The 25,772-nt window shown below is 65.3% G+C and carries 22 protein-coding genes; 16 read left to right on the top strand and 6 right to left on the bottom strand.

Features of this window, described 5'->3' with window-relative positions:
- Positions 1–16: 16 nt before the first annotated feature.
- The gene (locus H074_RS18460; RefSeq protein ID WP_007031563.1) at positions 17–1,681 is read right to left on the bottom strand and encodes a polysaccharide deacetylase family protein; all 1,665 of its coding nucleotides are present in this window, start codon (positions 1,679–1,681) and stop codon (positions 17–19) included.
- Positions 1,681–2,847, bottom strand: coding sequence for a non-hydrolyzing UDP-N-acetylglucosamine 2-epimerase (wecB, locus tag H074_RS18455; RefSeq protein WP_338022503.1), 1,167 nt, complete (start codon positions 2,845–2,847; stop codon positions 1,681–1,683). The genes H074_RS18460 and wecB overlap by 1 nt, the downstream gene beginning before the upstream one ends.
- 472 nt (positions 2,848–3,319) lie before the next feature.
- Here wecB and H074_RS18450 point away from each other — a divergent pair, with 472 nt between their 5' ends.
- Both H074_RS18450 and H074_RS18445 read left to right on the top strand, forming a co-directional pair.
- Positions 3,320–4,546 (top strand): glycosyltransferase, encoded by a 1,227-nt coding sequence (locus H074_RS18450; protein WP_235096807.1) that lies wholly within the window; start codon positions 3,320–3,322, stop codon positions 4,544–4,546.
- A 37-nt stretch (positions 4,547–4,583) separates the two neighbouring features.
- Positions 4,584–5,237: an RlpA-like double-psi beta-barrel domain-containing protein gene (locus tag H074_RS18445; RefSeq protein WP_007031559.1), complete on the top strand. Its 654-nt coding sequence runs from the start codon at positions 4,584–4,586 to the stop codon at positions 5,235–5,237.
- Between the two features lie 126 nt (positions 5,238–5,363).
- Here H074_RS18445 and H074_RS18440 read toward each other — a convergent pair whose 3' ends face one another.
- A complete protein-coding gene (locus H074_RS18440) occupies positions 5,364–5,666 on the bottom strand; it encodes a hypothetical protein (RefSeq protein ID WP_007031558.1) in 303 nt (100 codons plus the stop codon).
- Positions 5,667–5,722: 56 nt separating this feature from the next.
- A complete protein-coding gene (locus tag H074_RS18435) occupies positions 5,723–6,151 on the bottom strand; it encodes a hypothetical protein (RefSeq protein WP_051071951.1) in 429 nt (142 codons plus the stop codon).
- 730 nt (positions 6,152–6,881) lie between these two features.
- On the opposite strand from H074_RS18435, the gene H074_RS18430 reads away from it, so the two are divergent.
- The 13 genes from H074_RS18430 (at position 6,882) to fxsT (ending at position 21,288) form a co-directional block, all read left to right on the top strand.
- The gene (locus H074_RS18430) at positions 6,882–7,736 is read left to right on the top strand and encodes a helix-turn-helix domain-containing protein (protein WP_039922752.1); all 855 of its coding nucleotides are present in this window, start codon (positions 6,882–6,884) and stop codon (positions 7,734–7,736) included.
- 5 nt (positions 7,737–7,741) lie between these two features.
- A complete protein-coding gene (locus H074_RS39350) occupies positions 7,742–7,939 on the top strand; it encodes a DUF397 domain-containing protein (protein WP_007031555.1) in 198 nt (65 codons plus the stop codon).
- Between the two features lie 151 nt (positions 7,940–8,090).
- On the top strand, positions 8,091–10,223 hold the full coding sequence (locus H074_RS18425; RefSeq protein WP_161630684.1) for a cache domain-containing protein: 2,133 nt from the start codon (positions 8,091–8,093) through the stop codon (positions 10,221–10,223).
- On the top strand, positions 10,180–11,448 hold the full coding sequence (gene pgsB, locus H074_RS18420; protein ID WP_338022502.1) for a poly-gamma-glutamate synthase PgsB: 1,269 nt from the start codon (positions 10,180–10,182) through the stop codon (positions 11,446–11,448). The genes H074_RS18425 and pgsB overlap by 44 nt, the downstream gene beginning before the upstream one ends.
- 3 nt (positions 11,449–11,451) lie before the next feature.
- A complete protein-coding gene (locus tag H074_RS18415) occupies positions 11,452–11,928 on the top strand; it encodes a poly-gamma-glutamate biosynthesis protein PgsC/CapC (protein ID WP_007031552.1) in 477 nt (158 codons plus the stop codon).
- Positions 11,929–11,945: 17 nt separating this feature from the next.
- Positions 11,946–12,749: a hypothetical protein gene (locus H074_RS38790; RefSeq protein ID WP_007031551.1), complete on the top strand. Its 804-nt coding sequence runs from the start codon at positions 11,946–11,948 to the stop codon at positions 12,747–12,749.
- A gap of 123 nt (positions 12,750–12,872) precedes the next feature.
- Positions 12,873–13,499 (top strand): AfsR/SARP family transcriptional regulator, encoded by a 627-nt coding sequence (locus H074_RS18405; RefSeq protein ID WP_007031550.1) that lies wholly within the window; start codon positions 12,873–12,875, stop codon positions 13,497–13,499.
- Between the two features lie 662 nt (positions 13,500–14,161).
- Positions 14,162–14,290: a lasso RiPP family leader peptide-containing protein gene (locus H074_RS42365; protein ID WP_152521443.1), complete on the top strand. Its 129-nt coding sequence runs from the start codon at positions 14,162–14,164 to the stop codon at positions 14,288–14,290.
- 69 nt (positions 14,291–14,359) lie between these two features.
- On the top strand, positions 14,360–16,156 hold the full coding sequence (locus tag H074_RS18400) for an asparagine synthase-related protein (RefSeq protein ID WP_235096805.1): 1,797 nt from the start codon (positions 14,360–14,362) through the stop codon (positions 16,154–16,156).
- On the top strand, positions 16,153–16,407 hold the full coding sequence (locus tag H074_RS18395) for a lasso peptide biosynthesis PqqD family chaperone (RefSeq protein WP_007031548.1): 255 nt from the start codon (positions 16,153–16,155) through the stop codon (positions 16,405–16,407). The genes H074_RS18400 and H074_RS18395 overlap by 4 nt, the downstream gene beginning before the upstream one ends.
- The gene (locus H074_RS18390) at positions 16,404–16,832 is read left to right on the top strand and encodes a lasso peptide biosynthesis B2 protein (protein WP_007031547.1); all 429 of its coding nucleotides are present in this window, start codon (positions 16,404–16,406) and stop codon (positions 16,830–16,832) included. Before H074_RS18395 ends, H074_RS18390 begins: the two co-directional genes overlap by 4 nt.
- Positions 16,829–18,649, top strand: a complete 1,821-nt coding sequence (locus tag H074_RS18385; RefSeq protein ID WP_007031546.1) for an ABC transporter ATP-binding protein — start codon at positions 16,829–16,831, stop codon at positions 18,647–18,649. Before H074_RS18390 ends, H074_RS18385 begins: the two co-directional genes overlap by 4 nt.
- Positions 18,650–18,744: 95 nt before the next feature.
- Entirely contained in the window at positions 18,745–21,288 is a 2,544-nt protein-coding gene (gene fxsT / locus H074_RS18380) for an FxSxx-COOH system tetratricopeptide repeat protein (protein WP_235096803.1), read from the top strand.
- 75 nt (positions 21,289–21,363) lie between these two features.
- Here the strand turns inward: fxsT and H074_RS18375 are convergent, their stop codons facing one another.
- Positions 21,364–22,398, bottom strand: a complete 1,035-nt coding sequence (locus tag H074_RS18375; protein ID WP_007031544.1) for a sensor histidine kinase — start codon at positions 22,396–22,398, stop codon at positions 21,364–21,366.
- A 1-nt stretch (position 22,399) separates the two neighbouring features.
- Positions 22,400–23,242 carry an MEDS domain-containing protein gene (locus H074_RS38785; RefSeq protein ID WP_007031543.1) on the bottom strand — a complete coding sequence of 281 codons (843 nt, stop codon included), beginning with the start codon at positions 23,240–23,242 and terminating at the stop codon, positions 22,400–22,402.
- A 184-nt stretch (positions 23,243–23,426) separates the two neighbouring features.
- Here H074_RS38785 and H074_RS18360 point away from each other — a divergent pair, with 184 nt between their 5' ends.
- A complete protein-coding gene (locus tag H074_RS18360) occupies positions 23,427–25,769 on the top strand; it encodes an ATP-binding protein (RefSeq protein ID WP_200865791.1) in 2,343 nt (780 codons plus the stop codon).
- The last annotated feature ends 3 nt before the right edge of the window (positions 25,770–25,772 follow it).

Genomic DNA, 25,772 nt, shown 5'->3' with positions numbered 1-25,772 from the left:
TCTGTGTGATTTCGCCTCAACCGCGCCCGATCTCCGCGGCAGGCACAAACCGGTAGCCGGCAGCCTGAATGCCGTCGATGACCTTCCCGAGCGCCTCGACACCGAGAGCGGGATGGTAGAAGAAGCTGGCGACTCCATCGTCGACGACGCGAAGGGCTCGGGCCTCGGCGACAACCGCGGCTATCGCGCGGTCGCGTCCTGAATCGTCCTGCCATGCCGGGAGATAGCCGAGGTTCTCGGGGACGACCACGGCACCATAGACGTCGCGGACGAGGTAGGGAAACGTCTGCAGGTAGATCCCCGCCGGATCGACCGGACCAGTGCGGCCACAGGCAGGTTCACACCACCCGCGGAAGTAGGTTCCTCGCTCGTATCGCGTACCGAATGTCGTTGTCGCGGCTTGGTAGTCCACCGCGGAAGCGGTGTAATGCGGGAACTCGAACATCGTCGGCCGGGGTAAGCCGGCTCGGGCGATCTCGGAGAGGGCTTGACCGATCCGGTCCCGTGCCCATCCGAAAGAGTCGTCCGGTACCGGCCCGACCAGTTCGGTCGCGTTGCCGGCACCGAGACGGGCGCGATAGAACTCGTAGTCCGCCGCGCTGACACCGTTTTGTGGATTGGGTTCGTCGCCATACTGATGGGTGTAGCCGTGCAGCACGAGCGCGCCGCCACGGCTGATCAGATAGCGCAACGCGTCGACCAGATCCGGCCGGTCGGTCAGCCGGATATCCAGGGGAACACCGTTGTTCGTCACTCCTCGCGGGTCCCGATGGCGGGGATATACCGCGACGGTGAAAGGAATCCGGTGTTCCGCGAGGTGGTCCGCGATCGCCCTCAGAGTACCGGGATCGGTTACCGGGCCCACGTCCTCCAGACGGACGAGAGCTCGCGGAACCCGTGCCGGAGACACCGGCGGGCGCAGGAGGTCCGCGGCGGCGAGGTACCGATCGGCTTGCCCGACATAGCTGAACGGGATCTCCGCGATGTAGGTCAAAGTGCCCGAGCGCACGGCCCAAGGAGTCCGGCCGCCGTCGTCGTGAACGACCTCGGCGAGCACCTGGGCTTTGGCAGCGTCCATGAGCTCGACCCGCGTCGGCGGAGCTGCGCGGTCGTCCCGGCCGAGCCGGACCCCCTTGTAGTCGATACCGGCGATGGCCTGCTCGTCACGGCCGGCGGGCCGCCATCCGAGCTCGTGCGCGCGGGCCGGGTCCCGGTCGAACCAGCGCTCGATGCCGTATCCCACCCACAAGACGGGTTTGCCCGCGATGGCCAGATCGGCGAGCAGACCATCGGAAACAGGAGTGGCGCCGCGATGACCGATGTACACGATCGATGAGAACTTGGAAGCATCGCCCGGCCGGTACCTGTCGGCCTGACGCAATGCGAACGAGCCTCCATGGGAAACGAGGTTCGCCGCCTGCACTCCGAGGACTTCACCGCTGGACTCACCCGCACCCGGTTCGTAGAGCACCAGCGTGCTCCAGCCCGGCTGGGCGCCCGGGGCCGGATCGCCGGCCTTGCCGGGCACGGACGGCGTTTCCGACGGCGTGATCGGGGTGTCGGTGCCCACGACGGACACGGCCACGGCGACGGAACCGACGAGCGCGAACGCGCAAGCCAGCCGGAACCACGCGGGCCATGAACGGGAACGCCGGTGCGCGGCGGTGATGAGAACGCTCATCAACTTCCCCCTGCCAGTACGGCTTGCGGCACTGCCGCGGGACAGTCGGAGGTGAGTCCGAGCAGTCGTGCGATGGCCTGCTCAGCCCTGACCGCCGCCCTGCCGTCGCCGAACGGATTGGCGCGGGTGTTCGCGCCCTCGTCCGGACTCTCGGCCAGCAGCCGCGCCGCATGGTGCGCGATCAGGACGGGATCCGGCCCCGCCAGCACCGAGACGCCGGCCTCGACGGCTTCCATGCGTTCGGTGACCTCACGCAGCACGATGCACGGCACCCCGAAGCTGGGCGCCTCCTCCTGCACGCCGCCGGAATCCGTGAGAACCAGCCGTGCGCAGGAGAGCAACCGGCAGAACTCCGCATAATGCAGAGGCCCGGTGATATGGACACGATCCACACCGAGGAGGCCGGCGACCACTTGGTCACGGACATGAGGGTTCGGGTGGACCGGCAAGACCACTTCGACGTCCGGGTGGTCCTCCACTATCGAGCGCAGGCCGGCGAGGATTCCGGCCAGGGGAGCTCCCAAGGATTCCCGGCGGTGCATCGTGGCGAGAAGCAGGCGAGACTTGCCGGCAGTTGCCCGATGCTCGACGTCGGGAAGCCGGTGATCGTGGTACGCCGTCGGCATTCGCGCGATCGAAAGCACCGCGTCGACCACGGTGTTACCGGTGAGCAGCACCTCGGAGCCCGCGATGCCCTCCTCCAGCAGGTTGTTCACCGCGCGAGTCGTCGGCGCCAGGTGCAGCGTGCTGAGCTGGGCCACCAGTTTGCGGTTGGCCTCCTCGGGGAAAGGAGCCCGCAGATCGTGGGAACGAAGTCCTGCCTCGACGTGAACTACGGGAATCTGACGCGCGAAGGCCGCCAGTGCTCCAGCGAGTGCCGTAGTCGTGTCGCCCTGAACAACGACAGCGGCAGGCCGAAGCTGTTCAAAGTGGACGTCGAGGGCCTTCACCAGTTCACCCAGCAGTTCGGACAGACTTCCTGTCGGGCGTTCGATGTGCAGCCGGACATCGGGGCGCAGCCCGAATGAAGACAAGGCTTGGCCGAACATCGTTTCGTGTTGTCCACTCGCGACGAGCACCGGTCGCATCCGGCCTTGGACCTGCATTGCTTGCACGATCGGTGCGAGCTTCACCGCCTCTGGCCGGGTGCCGCCCAGTAGTACCACGTCGGGTGCCGTTCGCGGTGTACCCGACTCGATTTCGACGTCGTCCCGGTGATTGGCCCCTGAGCTACTCCGAATAGTGCAATCCATTAATACTCCCACTCGGTGAACCCCGCGCGAATTTTCATTGGACTGTTGCCCAGACTGTGCAGGGTGGGTTCAGTGTTAATGGGAGTGGCCGCTTCCGCGCTCTGCAGCTGGTGTTTAATGTATCGCACGCCTTCAAAAGGATTGTCAAGATGTCTGTTACATCGATTCGGGCGACCGGAGTCCCATTATTCATGGGATTTGCTCTTTTCGGATCGTCCGAGGTGGTGCAAGTGGCCGTGCATGTACTGGTGGTCGCCTGTTCCTTGCTCGCGCTACGATCTCTCGGTCTATATTTGCGACGGGCGGTCAAGTAGTAACAATGCAGATCTACTCGTTGATGATGGCACTCCTTCTCGGATGGCCGATTTACAATATTATTCTGTCTTTGCTGAGTCTGAGAACTCCCCTGCCGGGCGCGACCGGGGCCGGCAGGCCTTCGTCGTGTTTCTGGCTCGTCGTCCCCGCGCTTGACGAGGAGCTGGTGATCGCTGACACCGTCCGGTCTCTCCTCACCTTGGCGGACGGCGAAAATCGGCTGCGGGTGCTGGTGGTGGACGATGGGAGTAACGACCGGACCTCGACGGTGCTCAAGGCCGTCGACGACGATCGGATGATGGTCCTGCGGCGTGATCCGCCGGAGGCGCGACAAGGCAAAGGTGCCGCACTCAACGCCGCCTACCGGCTGATCCGCGACCTCGCGCGGGAAGAAGGCACGGCCGACGAGACCGTGGTGGGTGTGGTCGACGCAGATGGCCGGGTCAGCCGTAATCTGCTCACGGAAGTCGATCGATATCTCGCCGACGGGACAAGCGGTGCGGTGCAATGCAGGGTCCGTATTCGTAATCGTCACAAGTTGCTGGGCTTGTTGCAGGACATCGAGTTCGGCTGTGTCGCCGACGCGGCCCAGACGGTGCGTGACACCGTCGGCACGGTCGCACTGGGCGGGAACGGCCAGTTCGTCAAGCTTTCGGTGCTCATGGCTTTCGGGAACGACCCGTGGTCGTCCTGTCTGGTGGAGGACACCGAACTGGGACTACGCCTGCATCGGGCAGGGGTCCGGGTCCGCTATGTGAGGCGTGCCGTCGTGACCCAGCAGGCTGTCGTCGACATCCGGCGGCTGGTTCGGCAACGTGCCCGGTGGGCACAGGGGAATCTCCAGTGCGCTCGTCATCTTCCCGGGCTGCTCGCCTCCCGTCACATTTCCGCGCTGGGGCTGGTCGACCTGCTGCACTACTTGATCGTTCCCTGGTTCGTACCGCTTTTCACCCTGCTGGCGCTCCTGTTCCTCGGCATCGCCATTCAGGTCGGGCTCGGCGGGACGGCCCTGTTCCCGATCGCGAGCGGCACGGCCGATGCGGCGTCGGCATGGCTGACGTGGCTGGGTGCCCTGTTGTTGCCCGGCACCGTCTGGGGAATCACCCATCGGCTGAGGTCGCGCGATGAGCCCTTGTGGCGATGTGTGGCCACCTCGATGACCTATCCTGTCTTCCTGGTGCTCGGTTCGCTCGCGGGGTGCCGCGGAGTCGTCCGGCATGTCGGCGGCCGTGCCGACTGGATGAAGACGGAACGGCTGGCCGAGCCTGCCGTGGTCGAGGGGCGACGGGCGAGTTGAGATACGACGCACTGTGGACGAAGGGCAGTGAACGGGTATGCGAGGACCCGGCGGCAAGGGAGGTCATCATGACATCGGGATCATTTCGATCGTCTTCTCGATCGTCTTCGGCTTGATCGGATGCAAGCAGGCCGGCCAAGAGCCGTCCAGGGGATGGTTGATCACCGTTTACTACACCGCTGTCGAAACTTTTCACGCGGGTCCTTCCACGGAGGTGTTCGGCTGCCCGGACAGTGACTGCGCCTCGGGCGAGCAATCATTGGGTCGCTATCCACTGGAATTCGTCGACGTCGTGCGTGACGAGGGGACGGGACGAATTACCGCCGGCTCGCATACGGGCCGTTATCTGAATTGGTCGTACAATATCGGGTACTGGCTCGAGGATGCTCCATTGGACAGTCGTGGCGAACCATTGGAGCCGTTCGTGAGTGCCGCGGCCGACAGCGATGTGCTGGCCATCGGCACGCGATTCTCCGTTGTCGAGTGTGGTACGACCGAGTCGGGCGGAACCCCTCCGAGTGTGGTTTGCGCCAAGATCGGCGCGGCGAAGTGGCAGATTCGAGATGAGTTCACCCCTGGTCTCGGCGGCTCCCGGCACATCGATCTCTACATCGGTGAGGAGAGCGGGCCGGAGTTCAGATCCGACGTGTGGTACACGTCGCTGCGGGACGCGAGCATCGTGGTCGGCTGACAGGGGTGTGCTTGTTCCGGCGTTCTCTCACACCCGGTGAGCCGTAGGGGTGGCGCGAGGCAAAAGGGTCACCTTCAGGACTCAGAGTCCTGAAGGTGACCCTTTGCCAGCTGTTACGAGGCCGGCCTAGCGGACCGGTAGCGGGGGAGCCGGAATTCCGGAGATCTCGAACATCTTCATGTAGATGTCGTCCAGTACCGCCATGACCGAACCCTGTGCGTTGGCCGTATCCCGGACATCGGCGATCTGCACGGCTTTGACCTTGGCGGGTCTATCCGGTGCGCTCAACGTGAGTCTCAGGACACCGGCGGTCTTCTGGATGACCGGTTCGAACTGCCACTCGACATCCGTGTTGTGCCAGAGCGGCCGTCGTGGGATCAGGCCCGCCCAGTTCTCCGCGGCCGACAGTGTCGCGGTGTAGTTGAACACAGCAGTAGTCTTCCTTTCCGCAAGCATGGATAAGCACCTTCTTCCCGGCGGCACGCTCAGGCCGGGCACATCGCCGAGGAGGCGCGGAGGGCGCCGATGACCGCGGCGCAGGGGGGAAGCGGCCGGGTCGGCTTCGGCCCGCACAACCACCGCACCGCGTCGTCGCCGTTTCCCGACGGAGGCAAGGGGATCAAGGAACCCCTGTCCCGCAGGCGGACCCCGAGGCGTTCGAGATCCGCCACCGTGGCCGGGCCGAGGTCGCATCTGGGGCCGGTGAGGAACACGCAATCCCCGCCGGGCAGCTCGACGGCGGGGCCGGCGAGCATCCGGATCGCGAGCAGCGATTGAGCGGCCTCGCCGAGTTCCTTCCTCGCTACGATCGCGCTCACCTCACCGGACACGGTGAGCACGACCTGCCCGGTCGCGTGGTCCACACTGGTCGGCCAGCCGTAGAAATCCCGGTAGGCGCGAGCTGTCGCCAGCATGTGGTCCAGGTTGGAGCTGTGCGTCAACGTTTCCGCAACACTTTGAGATGGCATGTCTGGAACCCGCTTTCCTTGTTTGTCTGGCAGAGCCGGCGACCGTGGTCTCGGGCAGTTGATGCCCGATGGCGCCTGGTGGTAACCGGGGGCGTGGGGAGATATCGCCCGACCATGCCGATGACGGGGAGCGCGGTGATGCGCACTCAGCGCGTGCGGCGCGGCGGCGCGTAGTTTCTGCGCGTTATGTGGGGAGGCGGTGAGGCTGGTATGTCGGGGAGGGTTTCCCAGCCTCACCGCCGCTTTGGATGCCGGGCGGCGGCGCGCGCTCGAGGAAGGCGTCGCGCACGCCGCCCGGCGGTACTGGTATCGGTCTGGCTGACAAAAGATTCCGACACCAGAAGAACTGATCCCTGCCGCGTCACGAGTCGCGGCTGATCATTTCCGGGTGGCCCGCAAGAATGGCGATGATCCTTCATGTTCCGGCGAATGTAGGCCGATGTGATTACCGCCAGATGGACGAGGTGGTAGTTGTGAATCCTGTTCACGTACCTGTCCGGTGTGGTTGAATCGGGGTCATCACGTGGGGTTTTGCCGGATTGCTCATGCGAACAGCTTCGTCTGTACGTACACATCTGTACATCCGCCGACAGTGTTGTTAGGGCGTTACTCTGTCTGGGCCTATCGAAGATGAGCACGACTGGTGGAAGCTACCCGGCAATGAAAGGAGTAAGAATTGGCCGCTGATTACAGTCCCACTGTCCGTCGCAGGCGTTTGGACAGCGAACTGCGTCGTCATCGGGAGAGAGCAGGCAAGAAGATCGGCGAAGTCGCCGAGTATCTGGGATGCCGGCACTCGAAGATTTCCCGTATCGAGAACGGCCACGGGAGCATCAGTCCAGGCGACGTCCGCTTGATGTTGGATTTGTACGGAGTGCACGGTGTGGAAGCGGATCGTCTTGTCCAGGCCGCGAGAGAATCTCGCGTTCGGGGTTGGTGGCATAGTTATGGTGACGTGCTACCCGAGTGGCTTGCGACTTACGTGGGGCTGGAAGCTGAAGCCGCCATGAGTCGAACATACGAAGGTGAAGTGATTACCGGGCTTTTGCAGACCAAGGAGTATGCCCGTGCGGTCACGGCGGCGACCGTGGTTCCCCGTACGGAAGACCAGGTCGACCGGCAGGTCATGCTGCGCATGAAACGTCAGGAACGCCTGCACTCCAGTCGTCCGATCGGCTTGTGGGCGGTGCATAGCGAGGCCGCTTTGCGGCGGCCGGTCGGCGGCAACGCCGTCATGCGTGACCAGCTCACGCACCTGCTGGAGATAGCGGAACTGCCTCATGTCACGGTGCAGGTACTGCCCATCGCGGCCGGCGAACACCCGGCGATGGTAGGCCCGTTCACGGTCTTGGAGTTCCATGAGGAGTCCGATCCCGACGTCGTCTACGTCGAGACTCCGGTGGGTGGGCTGTACATGGAGCGCGAGAGTGAGATCGCCGGGTACACCTGTGTTTTCGGGCGTCTCAAGGAGCTGGCTTTGTCTCCGGAGAAGACCGTCCATTTTGTCGGCCAGATAATTAAGGAGTTGTAGCGGGAGTGGAGCAGGGAAACATCATTCCGTCGGACGCCGTCTGGCGGAAGCCGCTTCGCAGCGTCGGTCAAGGCGCGTGTGTTGAGGTCGCCATATTGCCAAGGCACGTCGCTGTACGTGACTCCAAGGACCGTTCGGGACCCGCGCTGGTGATGACCACCGCGGCATGGGCGTCCTTGATGGACTCTCTGAATCACTCTTGAGCCTGCTGTGATCCGCGGTGCCGGCATGGTGCGACTCCACGCCCGGTGGCCAGCTGGGTGGCTCCTGGACCGGCGGCCGGTGAAGGGGAATGATGCCTTCAGCGTGTTGGGCTGATGAAACCGCCGCGCTCAGTTCGAGAGGAAACATTTCGTGCGGAAGCGCACAATCCGAATGGAGAAGCACCTTGCCGAGGCTGGATTTCCCAGAGGCGTCGGTGTCCCTTCCGCCGTGGTTCTGGCGCTGACCTTATTACTTGCCGCGGCCTGTGTTCTGTTGCTCGATCCTCCTTCGGCGGAACCGGTTCCAGGTGTCGTCACGCAGTCGCAGGAACGTTTCGTCGAAGCGACTGCGCACGCATTGGCGAAGACAGTGGCGGAGTCCGTCATGGATCTCCGATTCGGGGTGACGCAGTCCGGCAATGCTCAGGGACGAGCGCCGGAGGACTTGCTCGATTCGCTGGGTGAGGTTTACCCGCGATGGCGTGGGATGGCACTCATGCGGAGCTCGACAGGACAATTGCTCGCCGCCCGTGGAGAACCCTTGCCCTTCGCGGCTCTGGACAGTGGATCCATGAAGGAGGCGAGCGTTCGTCCTGTGGCATCTGCGGGTAAAGGGGTCGTCATGGTCGCGACCGTTCCGGTGCCGGCAGGCAGCGAACAGCGGGTCCTGGTGGCGTTCACCGACCTGGTGAATTCCGAGATTCCGTTGGACCCGGGACTCGGGCAGAGTGTGTCGGTGGTCACGGACGACGGTCGCCTCCTTGATTCCCGAGGTCCTGCTCCCACTGTGGACGCCCGGGTCAGCCAGGGGCTGATCGGCAAGGCCGCGACCGAATCGGCCGTGGGACGCGCCGGGAGCGTGAACCTTGTCGTCAAGACGGGATCGGGACCCGACGGTGTTCGCGAGACGGCGCTGGTGGCCGCCTACGCGCCGCTGACGGTAACGGGTCTGGCCGGAGCCTGGAAGCTCTCGCTGGTGTCGATGGCCCAAGTGCCGGTGCAAGGGGGCACGCAGACAGGTCGCCACCCGGCGACCGTCGTCACCCTGGTGGTTGCGGCGTTCTTCGGTTTCGTGCTGGTCCGCAGGACCGTCGTCGGTCCGGTTCACCGGCTGCGAAACGGCGCGCTCGCGGTCGCCTCCGGGGCCGGTGCGCCGACGGTACGTGGCTCGGGAGTGCGTGAGGTGCGCCGGATCGCCGCGGCGTTCGAGTGGTTCAGTCGCCCGGCGGGAGCTCGGCAACGCCCTCGGTGGTGGGTGCCGTCGGCTCGGCTGGTGATCGTCGTCGCCGCGGCGACGACGCTGGCCTGGTCCTGTTCTGTGCTGGTGGTCGCCGGTGGCTCGGCGCCCACGGTGCCGGAACTCGTCGTGCGTGAACGGGGAATGGAGGTTTCGCGTATCGCCGACACGGTCCGCCGCAGCCTGAATGGAGCGGTCGCGGACCTGAAACTGCTTGTGAGATCCAAGGGACGGGAGGACGCTGCGTCCGTACTCCCGCTCATGGAGCGGCTGATGGCCAGAGAGTCCAGATATCGGAGTATCTATGTGGTGGATCCGGCGGGCCGGATAGGCGTCCGGGCCGGGCGGCCACCGCTGCGGGCCGAGGAACGGCCGCCTTCAGGCGAAGGGGTACGTCAGCACAACACCGCCGGCAGTCTCCCGGTGATCTTCGCCTACGCGAAGCTGCCGGATTCCGGTCATGGCATCGTGGCCGAGCTCGATGTGGAGCATCTTTCGCAATTGTTGCACCAGCGCGCAGGCCGGGTCAGGATCGTCGATCCCGGTTTCCGGACGATCGCCGACACCGAGGGGTATCTCGCGTTCCATGCGCTGTCCGGGGAATCTCTCCGTCGAAGTGCGGGTGAGGCACTCGCGGGGCGGTCTCGCGCGGAGATAGGGCGATCCCGAGGCGGCGAGTCGGTGATCGCGTCCGCCGCGATCGGCGCACCGGGTCCGGCCGCCGCCCTGCGATGGAGTGTGGTCTCCGAACAGAAGACCACCACGCTGGGTCTTCCGGAGAACGAATTGAACCGGCGCAACCTCGCGGCCGGTCTCATCGGTCTCGTCATCGCCTTGCTGAACTTCGGCTGGCATGAGTTCATTGTCGTACGGCAGTTGCGACGGACGGCGACGCTCGCGGAGCGGTTGGCATCCGGAGATCTCGTGTCCGGAATCCACCCGGTGAGACAAGACCAGATCGGCACGATCACCTTCTGCCTCGAGATCTGTAGGAAAACAGCGAGTGAGTCCGAGCATCGGAAAGAGCTCGCCCGGCGAGAGAACTGATGTGCTTTTCTGTTATGTCGTATATGTCGTTGCCTGTGTCCTTATCCTGGTGGCCGGCCTTCTCGAGCAGCGCCGCCACCACGCCAACCTGCGGGCCATTCCGGCCAGAGTGCTGGTCAACGGTACTCGTGGAAAGAGCTCGATAACCCGATTGTGCGCGGGTGCGCTGCGCGGCGGCGATCTGGTGACCGTCGCCAAGACGACGGGAACAGCCGCCCGGTTCGTGCATCCGGACGCACATGAAGACCCGGTTTACCGGAAGTTCGGCATCGCCAATGTCATCGAGCAGATCGGCGTGGTGCGCCGCGCGGTCGCCTACTCACCCGACGCTTTGGTCGTCGAGTGCATGGCGGTGATGCCAGAGCTGCAGGAGATCAACCAGACCAAGCTGATCTCCTCGACAATCGGTGTCATCTCCAATGTGCGCCTCGACCACGTCCAGGAAATGGGCCCCACGATCGACGACATCGCGCGCTCACTCAGCAGGTCGATGCCGGAAGGAGGGGTTTGCGTCACCGCCGAGCGCGAGCGGCTTTCCGTGCTGAAGGAGGAGGCCGCTCGGCGAAACTGCGACCTCGTGGTGGTCGATCCGGAGACCGTGACGGATGAGGAAATGGAGGGTTTCGGCTGGATCACTTTCAAGGAGAACGTCGCCATCGGCCTCGCCGTCGCGAAGCTGCTCGGGGTTGATCGCGGGGATGCCTTGCGAGGAATGTGGTCCGCACCCCCCGATCCGGGAGCACTGAGAGTCGATCGGTTCCGAGTGGGCGGAAAGCAGCTGAGATTCGCCAACCTTCTCGCCGTCAACGATCCGGAATCCACGTTGATGAACATCGAGGAGCTCATCTCCGAGAAACTCATCACCCGCCCACTGCATGTGGTGATCGGATGCCGTCCCGACCGTGTCGAGCGCAATCGCCAAATAGGTTCGCTGATCCCGCAGCTCGACCCCGAGCGAGTGATCCTGATCGGGGAGCCGACAAGGAGCGCGAGGACACCCATTCCCGGCCCATGGCAGGGCCGGGTATGCGACCTCGGCGGTCGTCGCAGCTCATCGGAGCTTCTCGACGGAGTCGTCGACGGGATCGAAGGTGAAGCGTCCGTCGTCGCGATCGGCAGCATCCATGGCCAGGGAGAGCGACTCCTGGAGGAGCTCCAGGCTTTGGAGCGGATACCGGCCGACGCCGTCGTCTGGACCGCGGAATGTGGAAGGGAGGAATCGTAACCGATGGGAACCTTGTTGCCTGGCGTCGCGACACTGGGGTTGGCCATCGGCCTCCTGCTGTCGCTGGCCTGTGTGCTGCTCACCAATCTGTCGCCCGGTGGGATGATCAGTCCGGGCTGGCTCGCGCTGACGCTGGTCGAGGACTATCGGCGCGCCGCGATCGTGGTAGTGATGACCGCGTTCGCCTATGTGGGGTCAAAGGGGCTCCAACGACTCACCATCTTGTACGGGAAGCGCCTCTTCTCAGCCATCGTCCTGCTCGCAGTCTTGTTGCAGAGCACGCTCTTCCTGTTTCTGCAGCACGACTATCCACTGCTGTTCGCCCATCAGACACTGGGCTTCGTGGTGCCAGGGTTGATCGCTTACCAGTTGATCCGCCAGCCACCGGTCGCCACCATGCTGGCAACGGCGACGGTCAGCCTGGTCACCGGCGCGGTGCTGGCGAGCGGCGTTCTCGCCGGTTTCGTTTCCACAGTCTGACAAGAAGAGGATCGGACATGCGAAAATCCTGGATTTCGCCACGGAAGAAGTGGGTCCGCAATCTATGTATCGCGATCTGGCTGTCCGTGGTCGTCTTGTCCGTGGTGACCATTCACCTCGGGCCGGGTGTGCGTACGGTGACCAGTGTCCCGCCGGTGAACGCCCTCGCGGTCCGGATCATGGGCGGGCCCTACCGGGTGGCCGAGTACCGTTATGAACGCTTGTCACGTCCTGCGCGGACCGTGGTACGGAGCGACACGGGGGCGGTCGTGGCGACGTTCACCGACGGCGCCCGTAGCGTCGTGCTGGCCGGCCCCGCTCGGGATTTCCCTGTCTCGCGGTCTGGATCGTCCGTCGTCAGAGGTGAAGCGTGGGTACGTCTTTTGCCGCAGCCGTGGAAAGAGGGTGCCGAAGGTGGCAAGTGGTTCCGCGCCTGGCTTGACGCCGCGCTCGCCGACCGGAGCCCAGACGTGCTCGCTACCGCCCGGCGACACTGGGCGGGGGACGCTCCGAAGATCAGCGACTCCCGGTTGATCAAGCTCGTTTACGGGTTATCGCGTAAGATCTCGGTCGCCGTGATCAAATCCGATACCGGAGGAGTGGTGATCTCGACCGAGGCGCGTGAACAGAGTCTGCTTCAGCCCGGTGATCTCCTGCTCTTCGCTCCCGATGCGAAAGGTAGCGGGCCGATCGACCGCGTGGGCGTGTATCTCGGCAGGGACACCGGTGGCCGCCACCGCGTTCTCTTCCGCGGTTCCGCGCCGGCTGTGGCGCAGGGTGGCAGACTGTTTCAGGGGTTTCGCGTCGCCAAACGGATCTGACGAATGTTGTTCCGGGTACTGGGGAGTTTGGAGCTGAGCGGGCAGGCCGAAGGACCGGTATGTGTTCGGCCGCACAAGCCGCGGACTCTCCTGGCACTGTTGCTTCTTCATGCGGATCGTTGGGTGTCCAACGCGGTGATCGAGAACGCGCTCTGGGAGGGGCTGCCGCCACGATCCGCGCCAGGGAATATCAAGACCTACGTCTCGCAGTTGCGGCGGACGTTGACGGCGCTGGGGGACGGGCACGGCAGGATCGCCAATCGAGTCGGCGCATACCGGATAAGCGTGGGCCCCGGGGAACTCGACGTCTTCCGGTTCGAGGAGTCGGTACGTCTGGGACGGGAAGCGCGACATCGGTCCGCCGATGGCGAGGCCGTCGAGCATTTCCGGGAGGCGCTGGGGTTATGGCGTGGCGAACCGTACGAGGATCTTCCGCTGTCCATCAGGCGCCCGGTGACGGCACGCCTGGAAGAGCTGCGCTGGACCGCACGCGAGGAGCTGATCGATGTGCGGCTGATGCTGGGGCAACACCACACGGTCGTCCCGGACCTCCGTGCGCTGACGATCGAACATCCGACGCGAGAGCGGCTGTGGTGTTTACTTCTTGTCGCTTTGCACCGTTCCGGCCGCAGGGCTGACGCGTTGGACGCGTACCAATCGGCATACCGATCGCTGACGGACGGGCTCGGCATCGAACCCGGTGCCGAGCTGCGCCGGCTGCATGAAAAAATGCTCGCCGACACGTTGTGAACACGGAGCCTGGGTCCACCAGTTGCTCAGTACGTGAAGGCCCCCTTCACTGCGTCTAGCGCCAGGGTCCCGGCAAGTCGCATAACTGCTGGTCAGTGTCGCTCTTGGTGATTCGAACCGGACAGCTGAGTGTCCATTTGGTGCCTATGTACGGTTGCGAGCTGGGTCGTGAGTGGCAAGTAGCGTTAGAACACGACTTGCCACTCACGACCCCCTTGGCAGCGTTGGGGCATCGTTGATGACTCCGCTCTCGGTTGATGACCCCGCTCTCGTCGCCAGAGCCCGGATCGCCACTCTTGACTCACCTGGCCAGCGGCTATGCGACTTTGCCGGGACCCTAGCGTCTAGCGAAGTGAAGGGGGCCTTCACGTACTTCGGCCGACCAAGCGCCGCGAGACCACGCCCGCTCCCGCGAGTGTCCACCGAGATTCGGTACCGCTCTATTGAGTCATCCCGAGGCGGCGGGCGCGTCCCCGTCTGTGACACAGTCCCGCGGCACGGTATCGGTGGATCCGGACCAAATACCCAGTGGTGTGAAATCGCCCGTAGCTCGCTGTGCCGAGAATGTACCGGAAATAGTTACCGCTGGGGCAGAATCATATTCGTCGCGCCGGATGGTTCCGGTCGGCTCTCGCAATTCGACAGAAATGTAAGGAGTAAATGTGAAGGGTGTTTACGAGTCCCCTGCGCTGCAGGCCGCTGGGGCCTTCTCGAAGGTGACTGGTTGCGGCAAGTGCGGCTGGGGTCGTGATCGTTACTGCCGGCGCGGCCACCACCACTGGTGCTGGTGAGAGGCATAGGTATCTAGCCAGATGATGAATTTCCCTGCGTTGGCGCGCGACACTCCATGGTTCGTCGTCATGCCGGATGCCGACGTGACGAGCACGGTCACAACGCTGTTACGCGCCCAGGGGCGGGTGTCGGTGCCGCACAACTCCGGCCGGCCCTGGCTGGTGGGCAATTGGAGTGACGACGAGATCGTCGTGGCCGAGGCGGGGAATTCGCGGGTGGCGGTGATCGGGCGTGTGTCCGTCACCGCCACCCGTCTCGCCGGGATCCTGGCGAGAGCAGGCGATGTCACCGCTGTCAGCACGATGCTGTCCTCGCTGTCCGGCAGTTATCACGTGGTCGCGCATGTCAAGGGCCGATCACTGGTGCGGGGGACGGCGGCCGGTGTTCGCCAGGTCCTCTATACCAGGGTGGACGGGCAGGTGCTGGCCGCCGACCGGGCCGACGTGCTCGCCGGGCTGCTCGATACCGAACTGGACATCGAGGCCGTGGCACTGTCGCTTTTGGACCCGATGCCGCCATACCCACTCGACGACGCCCCCATGTGGAAGGGCGTCGAGGCGGTTCCACCGGATCATTTCCTGCTGACCGACGAGGCCGGACGACCGGCGACCTTCCGTTGGTGGTCGCCGCCGGAGCCGGTGGTGCCGCTCGTGGACGGCGCACGCGCGCTTCGCCTCGCACTCGACAACGCGGTCGCGGTCAGGACGTCCGCCGGCGGAAAGGTGAGTTGCGACCTTTCCGGCGGCCTCGACTCGACCTCGATATGCTTTCTCGCGGCGGGCAGTTCCGCTGAACTGATCGCCTACACCACGGTCGGCCTGGACCCGGCTGATGACGACGTGCCGTGGGCCATGCGGGCGATCTTCGCCTTGCCAGGGGTGGGGCACGAGATCTTGCCCCGAGGCGAACTCCCTTTGGTCTACCAGGGCATCGCTACCGCGGACGACTGCCTGGACCGGCCCTTCATCGGGCAGATAGACCGGGCTCAGATCCTCGTGGCCTTCGAACGGATGGCCGCGCTGGGATCGCGGATCCACCTCACCGGCTTCGGGGGCGACGAGGTCTTGGAAGGCGACCTGAACTATCTGCGGTCCCTGATTCGCAGGGCGCCATGGACCGCGTTGCCCCGGCTTCGGGCATACCACGCCCAGGGGCGTTGGCCGCTCATGAACGTCGCGTGGCAGCTGCTTCGACCACGTTCGTACGGTTCTTGGTGGGCAGGTACCGCGGGGGGGATCACCGATCCGCGCCAGGCGTTGCGGTCTCCGAGGTTCGACTGGGACGAGCCACCACGGTTGCCGCCTTGGGTCAGTCGCGACTGCGTCGATCTCGTCCGCCGGGTGCTTCGGGTGAGGCGAGATTCCGTACGCCCGCTGGCAGGTGACCCCAGCAAGCATGCCGATCTCCTCGGGATCCGGTCGAGTGCGCGGATCGCTCGATCGTTCGGGCAATTGGTGGGACCGACCGGTGTGCCGTTCGCCACGCCCTTTCTCGACGATCAGGTCGTCGAGGCGTGCTTGGCGGTGCGCGCGCATGAGCGGTCCACGCCCTGGGAGTACAAACCGCTGATCAAGGAGGCCATGCGGGGGATCGTTCCCGCGGCTTCGCTCGAACGCACGACCAAGGCGGAGAGTTCCGCCGAGGAGGAGGCAGGGTTGCGCGCCAACCATCCTGATCTGATGGCGTTGTGTGAGGACTCCCGGCTCGCGGACCTGGGGCTCGTCGACGCCGACCGGTTGCGGGCAGCCAGTCATTACTCGCCCTCGCTCACCCGGCCGCACGAGTCGCTTCAGCAGACTTTCACTTCCGAGGCTTGGCTTCGACGGCTCGAAACCCAGTCAGTACAGGCAGGATCGCGATCGTGAAGCTGGCCAAGAACGTCGTCTTCTGCGAAACCGAATACGGTGCCGTGCTGCTGGACGAGGCGAGCGGTCTGTATTGGACGCTCAACCCGACCGGTGCGCTGGCCATGGGCGTGCTGCTCGATGGCAAGGACAAGGGCGACGCCGTCGAAGCGGTGGTCGAACTTTATCCGGCGTCCCGCGACATCGTTTCCACTGACGTGAGCAACCTTCTGGATCAGCTCCATGAAGCAGGCCTTGTGGAGGAGAAATGACCACGCCGATGACCTTGCCCCGGCATGGCGAGGGAATCCCATTGCCGCGGCGGCTGCTGGCGCGGGCAGCCGTCGCGTTCGCCCGGATGCTCGCCTTGTTGCCGCCCGCGCGGATCCGGACGGTACTCGGCATCGTCCGCAGGGGCGCTCGTCCGGCGGGCCTCGGCCCCACGTCGACCGCCCGTGACGCGGTCACGTCGGTGAGCCTGGTGTGCCGGGGCGCGCAGGGGTGTGTTCCCCGGTCCATCGCCACCGCGTTGCTCTGCCGCGCCTGGGGCGTCTGGCCGACGTGGTGTGTGGGCGCGCGAACGGTCGGCCCGTTCGCCGCGCACGCGTGGGTCGAGGTGGACGGCGTCCTCGTGGGGGAAGAGTTCTCCGACGACTACTTTCAGCGTCTGATGACCGTTCCCCCGGCGGCCTCGTGACCGAGGAGAGCCGGAGTGCCGACCAGGTCAGCGGTGAATCGCTGACTCGCCTGCCTCAGTTGTGGCGATTGCTCCGCGGTCACGGGCGGCAGGTCTTCGCCGCCACCCTGCTGACCCTGCTGGGGACGCTCGTCGGGCTGGTTCAGCCGGTGCTGGTGAAGAAGGTGATCGACGTCGCGCAGACCGGCGCGGTCGCGAGCTGGCTGGTGGTCGCCCTTCTCGCGGTGTTCGTCACCCAAGCCGCCGTCGACGCCGTCGGCCGTTTTCTCCTGGACCGCACCAGCGAAGGGATCCTTCTCGGTCTCCGGTTACGCCTGACGTCCCATTTGATGCGTCTGCATATGCGGGTCTGTGACCGTCAGCGTATCGGTGACCTGATCTCCCGGGCGAACACCGATACGTCGATGGTGCGTGAGGCGGCGACACACAGCTTCTCCGATATCGTCACGAACTCTCTCGGCGTTGCCGGCGCGGTCTGCCTGATGGTGTGGCTCGACCCTCAGTTGTTCCTGCTCGTGCTGGCCGCCGTCGCCATAGCCGGTGCCATTGTGTTGACGGTCTTGGCGGGCATTCGCCGTGCCGCCAACGAGGCCCAGACCAGCGTCGGCGACATGACCGCGGCACTCGAGCGCGCGCTCAGCGCGATCCGCACGGTCCGTGCCTGTCAGGCCGAGCGGAGGGAGATCGAACGCGTCGGTTCTCATGCCCGCGACGCCTATCGAGCCGGAGTGCGGCTGGCCAGGCTGGACTCGACGGTGGCGCCGGCGATCGAGTTCGCGGTCAACGGTTCGGTTCTGGTCGTCTTGCTGATCGGCGGGCTCCGGGTCGCGGACGGCACGACGTCGCTGGGCGATCTCGTCGCGTTCCTGCTCTATGTCACCTATCTGGTGATGCCACTGTCGTCACTGTTCAACGCCTTGTCCACGGCACAGCGAGGCCTGGGTGCGCTGGATCGCGTGAATGAGGTCTTCACGATGCCACGCGAACATGACCGGGCACCACGGGGTGGCCAGGTGAGTCCGGTGGTGTCACTCCAGCGCGTGCGTGAGACTCCGGTGGTGGAGTTTCGCGACGTCTGGTTCGGCTACGGCGATCGTCCTGTCCTGAAAGGACTTTCCTTCGCCTTGCCCAGCCGTGGTCACGTCGCGCTGGTCGGCAGGTCCGGGGCGGGCAAGTCGACGGTGCTGGAGCTCATCGAGCGCTTTTACGATCCGGACCGTGGACAGATCAAGATCGACGGGCGGCCTGCTGGTTCGATGACCCGGGCGGACACCCGCACTCTGGTGAATCTTGTGGAGCAGCAGGCACCGGTGCTGCATGGGACGCTCCGCGACAACATCACCTACGCCGTGCCTGAAGCGACGGAGGACGAGGTGCGGTGGGTGGTCAACGAGGCATGCCTCAAAGAGCTGGTGGCACGGCTGCCGGCAGGCCTCGATACCGAGGTCGGTGATCACGGCACGCTGCTGTCCGGCGGAGAACGGCAGCGTATCGCCATCGCCAGGGCCTTGCTCGCCCGACCGGCGTTGCTGCTGCTGGATGAGCCGACCTCGCAGCTGGACATGCTCAATGAGCGGGCCCTGACCGAAACGATGCGGGAGGTTTCCACGCACCGTGCGCTTCTGGTGATCGCCCACCGGATGTCCACGGTCCGTGCGGCGGATCAGATCATCGTGCTCGACGAGGGCCGGGTGGAGGCGGTCGGCTCCCACGAGGATCTGCTCCGGACGAGCGCGCTCTACCGGCGGCTCCTCTCCGCCGGCCCGGATCCTGAGCCCGACACCCTGGCAGGAAAGGCGGAAACGACGCGATTGTAGTGGAGAGCGAAGAAAGAGTCCTGTGATCGGCCTGGAACGCCAACCGCGTCACGGGTCGTACCCGAATTTGAATCAAGCAAGACTGTGAGCCCAAGATGCCTGAGACTGCCGAACGTCCCACTGCCTCGACGTGCACGACATCGGACGTGGCAGGCAGTTTTCCGGCCCGTCAGGCGGACGATCCGCCTTGGGTGTTCGGTAATGTCCCGCCACGCAATCCCATTTTCACCGGTCGTGGCGAGCTCTTGAAGCAACTGGCCAAACGGCTGAACAGCGGTACGACGGCTGTGCTCCGGTCGGCGTTGCACGGTCTCGGCGGTATCGGCAAGACCCAGATCGCCACCGAGTACATCTATCGGCATCTCCAGGATTACGACCTCGTATGGTGGATCAATGCGGCGCACACCACCCAGATCCGCGCCAGTCTGACGGAACTGGCCGGTATCCTTGGTGTCACAGGTGCGTCCGAGGTGAATACCGCGGTGCCTGCCGTGATCGAGGCGCTGCGGACCGGACGGCCGTTCCGTCGCTGGCTTCTGGTGTTCGACGCCGCGGAGAGCGCGGAGACCGTGTTGCCGTTCTTTCCGCGCAACGGTCCCGGCGAAATCCTGGTCACCTCGCGGAGCTCCGACTGGGCGGGTATCGCACGTCCGCTGGAATTGGCGGTGTTCAAACGCGAGGAAAGCGTCGAGCTGCTCGGCCGCCGGGGTCCGGAGATCGACCCGGCCGACGCCGACGAACTCGCCGAGAAGCTCGGGGATCTGCCGTTGGCCGTGGAGCAGGCGGCGGCCTGGCGCGCGGTGACCGGGATGCCGGTGCAGGAGTACCTGCGCCTGTTCGACGAGTCGGTGGAGGAGATTCTCGACACCGTCGCCGCGGCGTGGAATGTTTCGTTCGAGGAGTTGAAGACGCGTAATCCGGCGGCTCATCAGATTTTGCATATTTGTGCGTTCTTTTCGCCGGAGCCGATTTCGCGTGATCTGCTGACCGGGGTGAATCGGGTGTCGATCTCGCCGGAGCTGGATGCGGCGTTGCGGGATCCGATCAAGCTGGCGCGGGCGATTCGTGACATCAACCGGTATGGTCTGGCGAAGATCGATCATGGTAACAACACGTTGCAGTTGCACCGGTTGGTGCAGTTGGTGTTGCGTAATCGGGTGATGGCGCGGCAGGTGCATGCGCGGATGCAGCATGGTGCGCATCAGTTGCTGGCCGCGCTGGATCCGAATGATCCCGAGTCCAGCAGGCACTGGTCGCGCTACCGCGAGCTGCTGCCGCATGCGTATGCGGCGAATGTGCTGGATTGTGATAATGATTGGCCGCGTCAGCTTTATATCAATCTGATGCGGTATCTGTTCGAGTATGGGGATCATGAGGAGGCGGCGCGGCTGGGTTTGGAGGCGCGGAAGCGGTTCACCGATGTGCTGGGTCCGACGCATCCACAGACGCTGGAGGTGTCGTCGAGGCTGGGGTTGTATTTGTGGGCGATCGGCCGGTATGCGGAGGCGGCGGAGCTGAATCAGCGCACGCTCGCGTTGCGTCTGCAGATTTCGGGTGAGGAGAACGAGGAGACGTTCGCGCTGCAGCGGAACATCACGATCGATCTGCGGGCGCAGGGTGATTTCGCTGCGGCGACGAAGCTGAGTGAGGAGATCCTGCACAAGGCCAAGCGGATGTTCGGGGAGGATGATCCGGAGACGTTGCACGCGGCGTATCAGCACGCGATCAGTCTCCGGCTGGGCGGCGCGTATCGGGAGGCGCTGGAGCTGGATCAGGACACGCTGCGGCGGCGGATCGAGGTCCTCGGCCGTGATCATGTCCGCACGTTCAGTGTCAACAGCGCGCGGAACGTGGATCTGCGGGAGGCGGGTGAGTACGGGCAGGCGCGAATTCAGCAGGAGCGGCTGACGGAGAATTTCATCGCCCGTTTCGGCGCGGATCAGCTGGACTCGGCGGGCAACTCGCTGCTGCTCGCGGTGGCCAGGAGGAAGGACGGGGACCACCCCGGGGCGCTGAGCCTGTCCACGGACGTGCTCAAGAGGTTCCGGCTCGCCTACGGCGACGACCACGGCACGACGATGGCCTCCGCGCTGGCCCATTCGATCGATCTCCGTCACTCGGGTGATCTGGCCGCGGCCAGGAAGCTCGGTGAGGAGACCTTCGAGCGGTATCGGCGTGGTCTGGGCGAGCATCATCCGCACACGTTGGCGGCCAATGCCGACCTCGCGGTGACCTTGAGGCTGCAGGGGGATGCCGCGGCCGCGCGTGTGCTTGACGAGCGGGCGCTCGAGCAGTTCCGGGCCATCATCGGCCCGGATCATCCCTATGCCGTCATCGCCACGATCAACCTGGCGAGTGATCTGTCGGAACTGGGGGAGCTCGACCGGGCGGTCGAGCTGGGACGGGACGCGGTCGAGCGGGGCACGCAGGTGCTCGGCGAGGACCATCCCACGGTCCTGGCCGCGTCGTTCAACCTCGGCCTGGACCTGGCCGCGCTCGGCCGGACGGACGAGGCCGCGCCGTTCAGCGCCCCGATCCTGGCGCGGTACCGCCGGATCTTGGGCGAGGCCCACCCGGGAACGCAGGCGGCCGGCCGCGGCGCCCGCGCCAACTGCGACATCGACCCGATCCTGATGTGACTCAACCCGGTCGGCGACTGAACCACCACCACTTCGGTCAAGAACACTGACGTGGGCCGGTGATCGTGCCAGGATTCAGGGGGCGGCTCCACGTCCCCTCCCCCTCGACGTGGAGCCGCCCCGAAATACGTCGGCATCAGAGGCGGTCACGGCCCGCGGGCCGGACACGCGCAGGCGAACCGTGGCACCGTGGTATCCGGATCGGGTCTCGACCAGGTGGCAGAGCTGGCGGGTGAGCCACAGGCCGTCGCCTGGTGCCGGGTCGAGCGTGGGTGGCAGGTAGCCGAGGAACGGGTCGGTGATGCGCCCGGCAGGTTCATGGACGTCGCACACGATGCTCCCGGATTCCGTCCACAGCCGGATGGTCGCGCGGCCGCTTCCGTGCTGCACGACGTGGTTGCTGACCTCGCCGACCGCTGCTGAGAGCAGGGTGGCCCGTTGTCCAGGCAGCCCGTGCAGCGCAGCGTGCGCGGCGACGAACCGCCGCACGCTGGACAAGTCGCCCATGAAGGGCAGTACCGCGGCATCCGGCGGGGGAGCCGGCAGCGGGCTCTCGTCGCCGGTGTCGACGAAGATCGAGGGGTCGAGATAGTCGGAGCATGGGCTCGCCTCGCGCCCGGTCAATCGAGCGGGGTGAGTGCGCAGGGCGTCGGCGACGATGGGCGGGGCCAGCACCCGGGCGTCGTACGGGCATACGATCCAGGCCGCCGATGCCGCGAAGGCCACGTTCAGTATCGACTCGTATCGCCTCCACTCGACGGTCTCGCGGTCCGACCGTCCGGTCCAGATCGGTTCGCCGATGATGCGTACGTGCCCTGGGCACTCGGCGTGGCGGGCCGCGTAATAGTCGTGGTAACCGAGCAACGTCGCCGCAGGGCGGCGGTACCAGCCGTATGCGTCGACGAAGTGGACCCGGCCGGCGTCCGCGCCGAGCGTGCCGCTGAGCATCTCGATGTTGTTCGGCGTCGTCACGGCCAGCGTGGCTTCCTCGCGTGCCAGCCCGTCTTCGATGAAAGGTATCGCCATGTCGAGGAATTCCGCGTCAGAGCTGTAAATACAGGCCTGATGCACGAATGACGCGCCGACGGCCGGGCTTTCCTGCGCGCTCATCTCACGACGCCTCCTCGGTGGCCTCCGATGTCAGCGACGGCAACTGGTCCCAGCCGTAGTTCCGCAGGATCGTGCGGATGATGGGTCCCGGTGATCGCAGAACGAACCGGTACCCGTTGCGGAGGTTGGCCGCGGTGTCGGCGAGAAGCCGGACGGTGGCGACATCGACATAGCGCAGTTCTCCGACATCCAGATGGAAATCGTCGTCGTCGCGGTATGCCGCTTCCAGTGTCGCGGCGAACTCGGCGAGGTTCGACCGGTCGATCTCACCGGACAGCCGCAACCCGCATCGTCCTTCCAACGGCGCCGTCCGCAACAGGGGTTCTCGCTGTGCGGCCTGTTCGGCGGTCAGCGCCGTGGAATGGGCCTGGCGCACGACGTCCAGTTGCTCATTCGTGAACTGCCGCCGGTCGTAATGACAGAATCCCGTCAAGGTCGGCAATTCGCCCGTGGTGGTCAGTTCCGTGATCTGCCTCTCGTAGGCCAGAAAAAGCTCGCTGTCCGGGAGCACATGTGAGGCCCAGGTCATATCCGCACAGATATGCAGACCCAGGTAACCGGCACGTGTCGCCGCGGTGGTCTCGGCTTGCAGCCGGCTGATCACACGATCCGCCTCGAACCCCTCTTCCGCCCGGTAGAACTCGTCGGCGGACGAGATGACGAGCTGTTCTCGCCGGGTCAACGCGTCCAATTCCGCTCCGGTCAGTGACAACCAGGTGAAAAGCGTCTCGGGAGAAGCGCAGTTGGTGAGGTAGGTGATCTTCTGGCCCTGTTCCACCGCGGCGAGGAAGTGCAGTTGCGCCAGTCGCCGGTATTCGTGGTCGGTGTCGTACCAGATGCACACGTGATCTCCTGTCACCCATGGCCTGACCATGATTCCCTCTCCTCACATGAGGTCGGAGAAGCACTAATCGTAGGCCGCGACCGACGGTGCGCGTTGTCCATGGATGGGCATTGGCGGACATGCGCCAAGGCTTCTCGCCGATGTTTTGCTCGGGTAAGGCGAACTTTGGGCTAACTTGTCCGGTGTGGGTCCTGCACTGAAGCGCCTGGGCAGCATGCCGGTCGAAGTGAGCAGTTTCGTCGGGCGCCGCGATGAGCTGCTCCAGGTGCAGCGGGACTTGACCGCTTTTCGCTTGGTGACGTTGACCGGTCTGGGCGGGGTGGGCAAGACGCGACTGGCGTTGCAGGTGGCCGAAAAGGTCCGGCGGGTGTTCCCGGACGGGGTGTGGTTCGTCGAGCTCGCCGCCCTGGGGGATCCGGCGCTGCTGGAGCAGACGGTCGCGGATGCGTTGGGGGTCCGCGACTATTCGGCTCGGTCACCTTTGGCCGCCTTGGCTGGGGTACTTGCGGCCAAGCGGCTGCTGCTGGTGCTGGACAACTGCGAGCACCTGCGAGACGCGTGTGCCAGGCTGGCCGCCGAACTGCTCGCGGTGGCGCCCGGGCTGCGGATCCTGGCCACCAGCCGGCACACCCTGTGCACGACAGGGGAACGAGTCTTTCAGGTGCCTCCGTTACCGGCCCCGGACCCTGACCACATGCCCGGGCCGGAGGAGCTGTGCCGGGTCGAATCGGTGCGTCTGTTCGTTGAGCGAGCGGCGGCCGTCCTGCCCGATTTCGAGCCCGATGCCGCCACGCGGGCGACGATCGCCCGGATCTGTCATCGGCTGGACGGGCTTCCGCTGGCCGTCGAGCTCGCGGCGACCCGGATACGGGTGCTGGCACCGGAGCAGATTCTGCGGCGGTTGGACGATCGGTTCAGGCTCCTCGTCGGGGGTAGCCGTTCGGTGCCCCGGCACCAGACACTGCGGGCTTCGATCGACTGGACCTTCGCCCAGTGCACGGTGCTGGAACGGATTCTGTGGGCCCGCGTTTCGGTGTTCGCCGATGGGTTCGACCTCGACGCCGCGGAAGCGGTCTGTGCCGGAGGTGGTATCGAACGGTCGAGCGTGATCGATCTGATGGCCGCGCTGGTGGACAAGTCGATCCTCACCGAGGTGGGCCGCCGCCGGTCGGTCCACTACCGGATGCTGGAAACCCTCCGCCTGTATGGGCGCGAAATGCTGCGCGGCACCGGCGAGGAACCGGGACTGAGCCGACGGCATCGGGACTACTATCACGGGCTCGTGGCGCGGGTCGAGGCCGGATGGCTCGGGCCGGACCAGGTCGCCGGATGCGAGCGGCTGCGCCTCGACCACGCGAATGTGCGGATCGCACTGGACTTCTGTCTCACCGAGCCGGGCGAACACCAGGTCGGTCTCGCCATGGTCGCCGCATTGTGGACCTACTGGATCGCCTGCGGCGCGGTGAGTGAAGGCCATCACTGGTTGACCCACGCACTAGCGCTCGCTCCCGAGCCGACGCCGATCCGCGCGAAAGCCTTGTGGATCGCCGGGTGGGCTGCCCAGACCCGGGGTGACTTTACCGGGGCGGCCGCCGCGCTGCGGGAGTGCCGCGTTCTGGCCGAACAGTTGCAGTACGAAGCGGCTCTGGCCTATAGCGTGCGCTATGCGGCCTGCGCCGCGATGGCACAGGGGGACCACTCGGGCGCGTTGACCCTGTTCGAGGACGCCCTGACGCGTCACCGTGTCCTGGGCGACAAAGTGGGTGTCGTATCCCTGCTGGTCATGCTGGCCTTCTGTTATTGCCTGCGAAGCGATGCCGCGCACGGCGATCTCGACCACGCGAAAGCCCTGTGTGACGAGTGCGTCGAACGCTGTTCCGCTGTCGGCGAGAGCTGGTGCCGCTCCTATGCGCTGTACGTGCACGGTCTCGCGCTGTGGAAGCAAAACGAATACGGCGCGGCCAGGACGAAGGTGACGGAGAGCCTGCGGCTCAGCCATGCTCTCAACGACCTGGTGGGCATCGGCCGGAGTCTGGAGCTACTGGCCTGGATGGACGCGGGGCATCGGTGCGGTCGTGCCGCCAGGCTGTTCGGAGCGGCGGCGGCGATCTGGCACACGGTCGGTGTGCCGCTGGCCGGAATCACCTCTTTGCTCAGTGATCGCGAGAACGCCGAGCAGCGCGTGCGACGCGCGCAGGGTTTCCACACCGCTTTTCGGGATGGCGAGAAGTTGAGCCCGGACCAAGCGGTCGCATACGCGCTCGGCGACAATGAGACCATCACGACCCGCGCGTCGCTCCCCGCGCCCGCGAGTCGCGCGCCTGCGGTGACGTTGACCCGGCGCGAGCTGCAGGTAGCGGAACTTGTCGCGGAAGGCCTGTCCAACAAGGAGATCGCTGCCCGCCTGGTGATCGCCCAGCGCACCGCCGAGGGGCATGTCGAACGCAGCCTGGCCAAACTCGGCTTCAGCAAGCGTGCGCAACTCGCGGCCTGGATGGCGGGACGACGGGGAAACCGAGACCAATGACCC

This window comes from Amycolatopsis decaplanina DSM 44594 (assembly GCF_000342005.1).
GTDB classification, from domain to species: domain Bacteria; phylum Actinomycetota; class Actinomycetes; order Mycobacteriales; family Pseudonocardiaceae; genus Amycolatopsis; species Amycolatopsis decaplanina.
The sequence above is the reverse complement of the archived record's forward strand: the minus strand, read 5'-3'. Positions and strand labels throughout refer to the sequence as shown.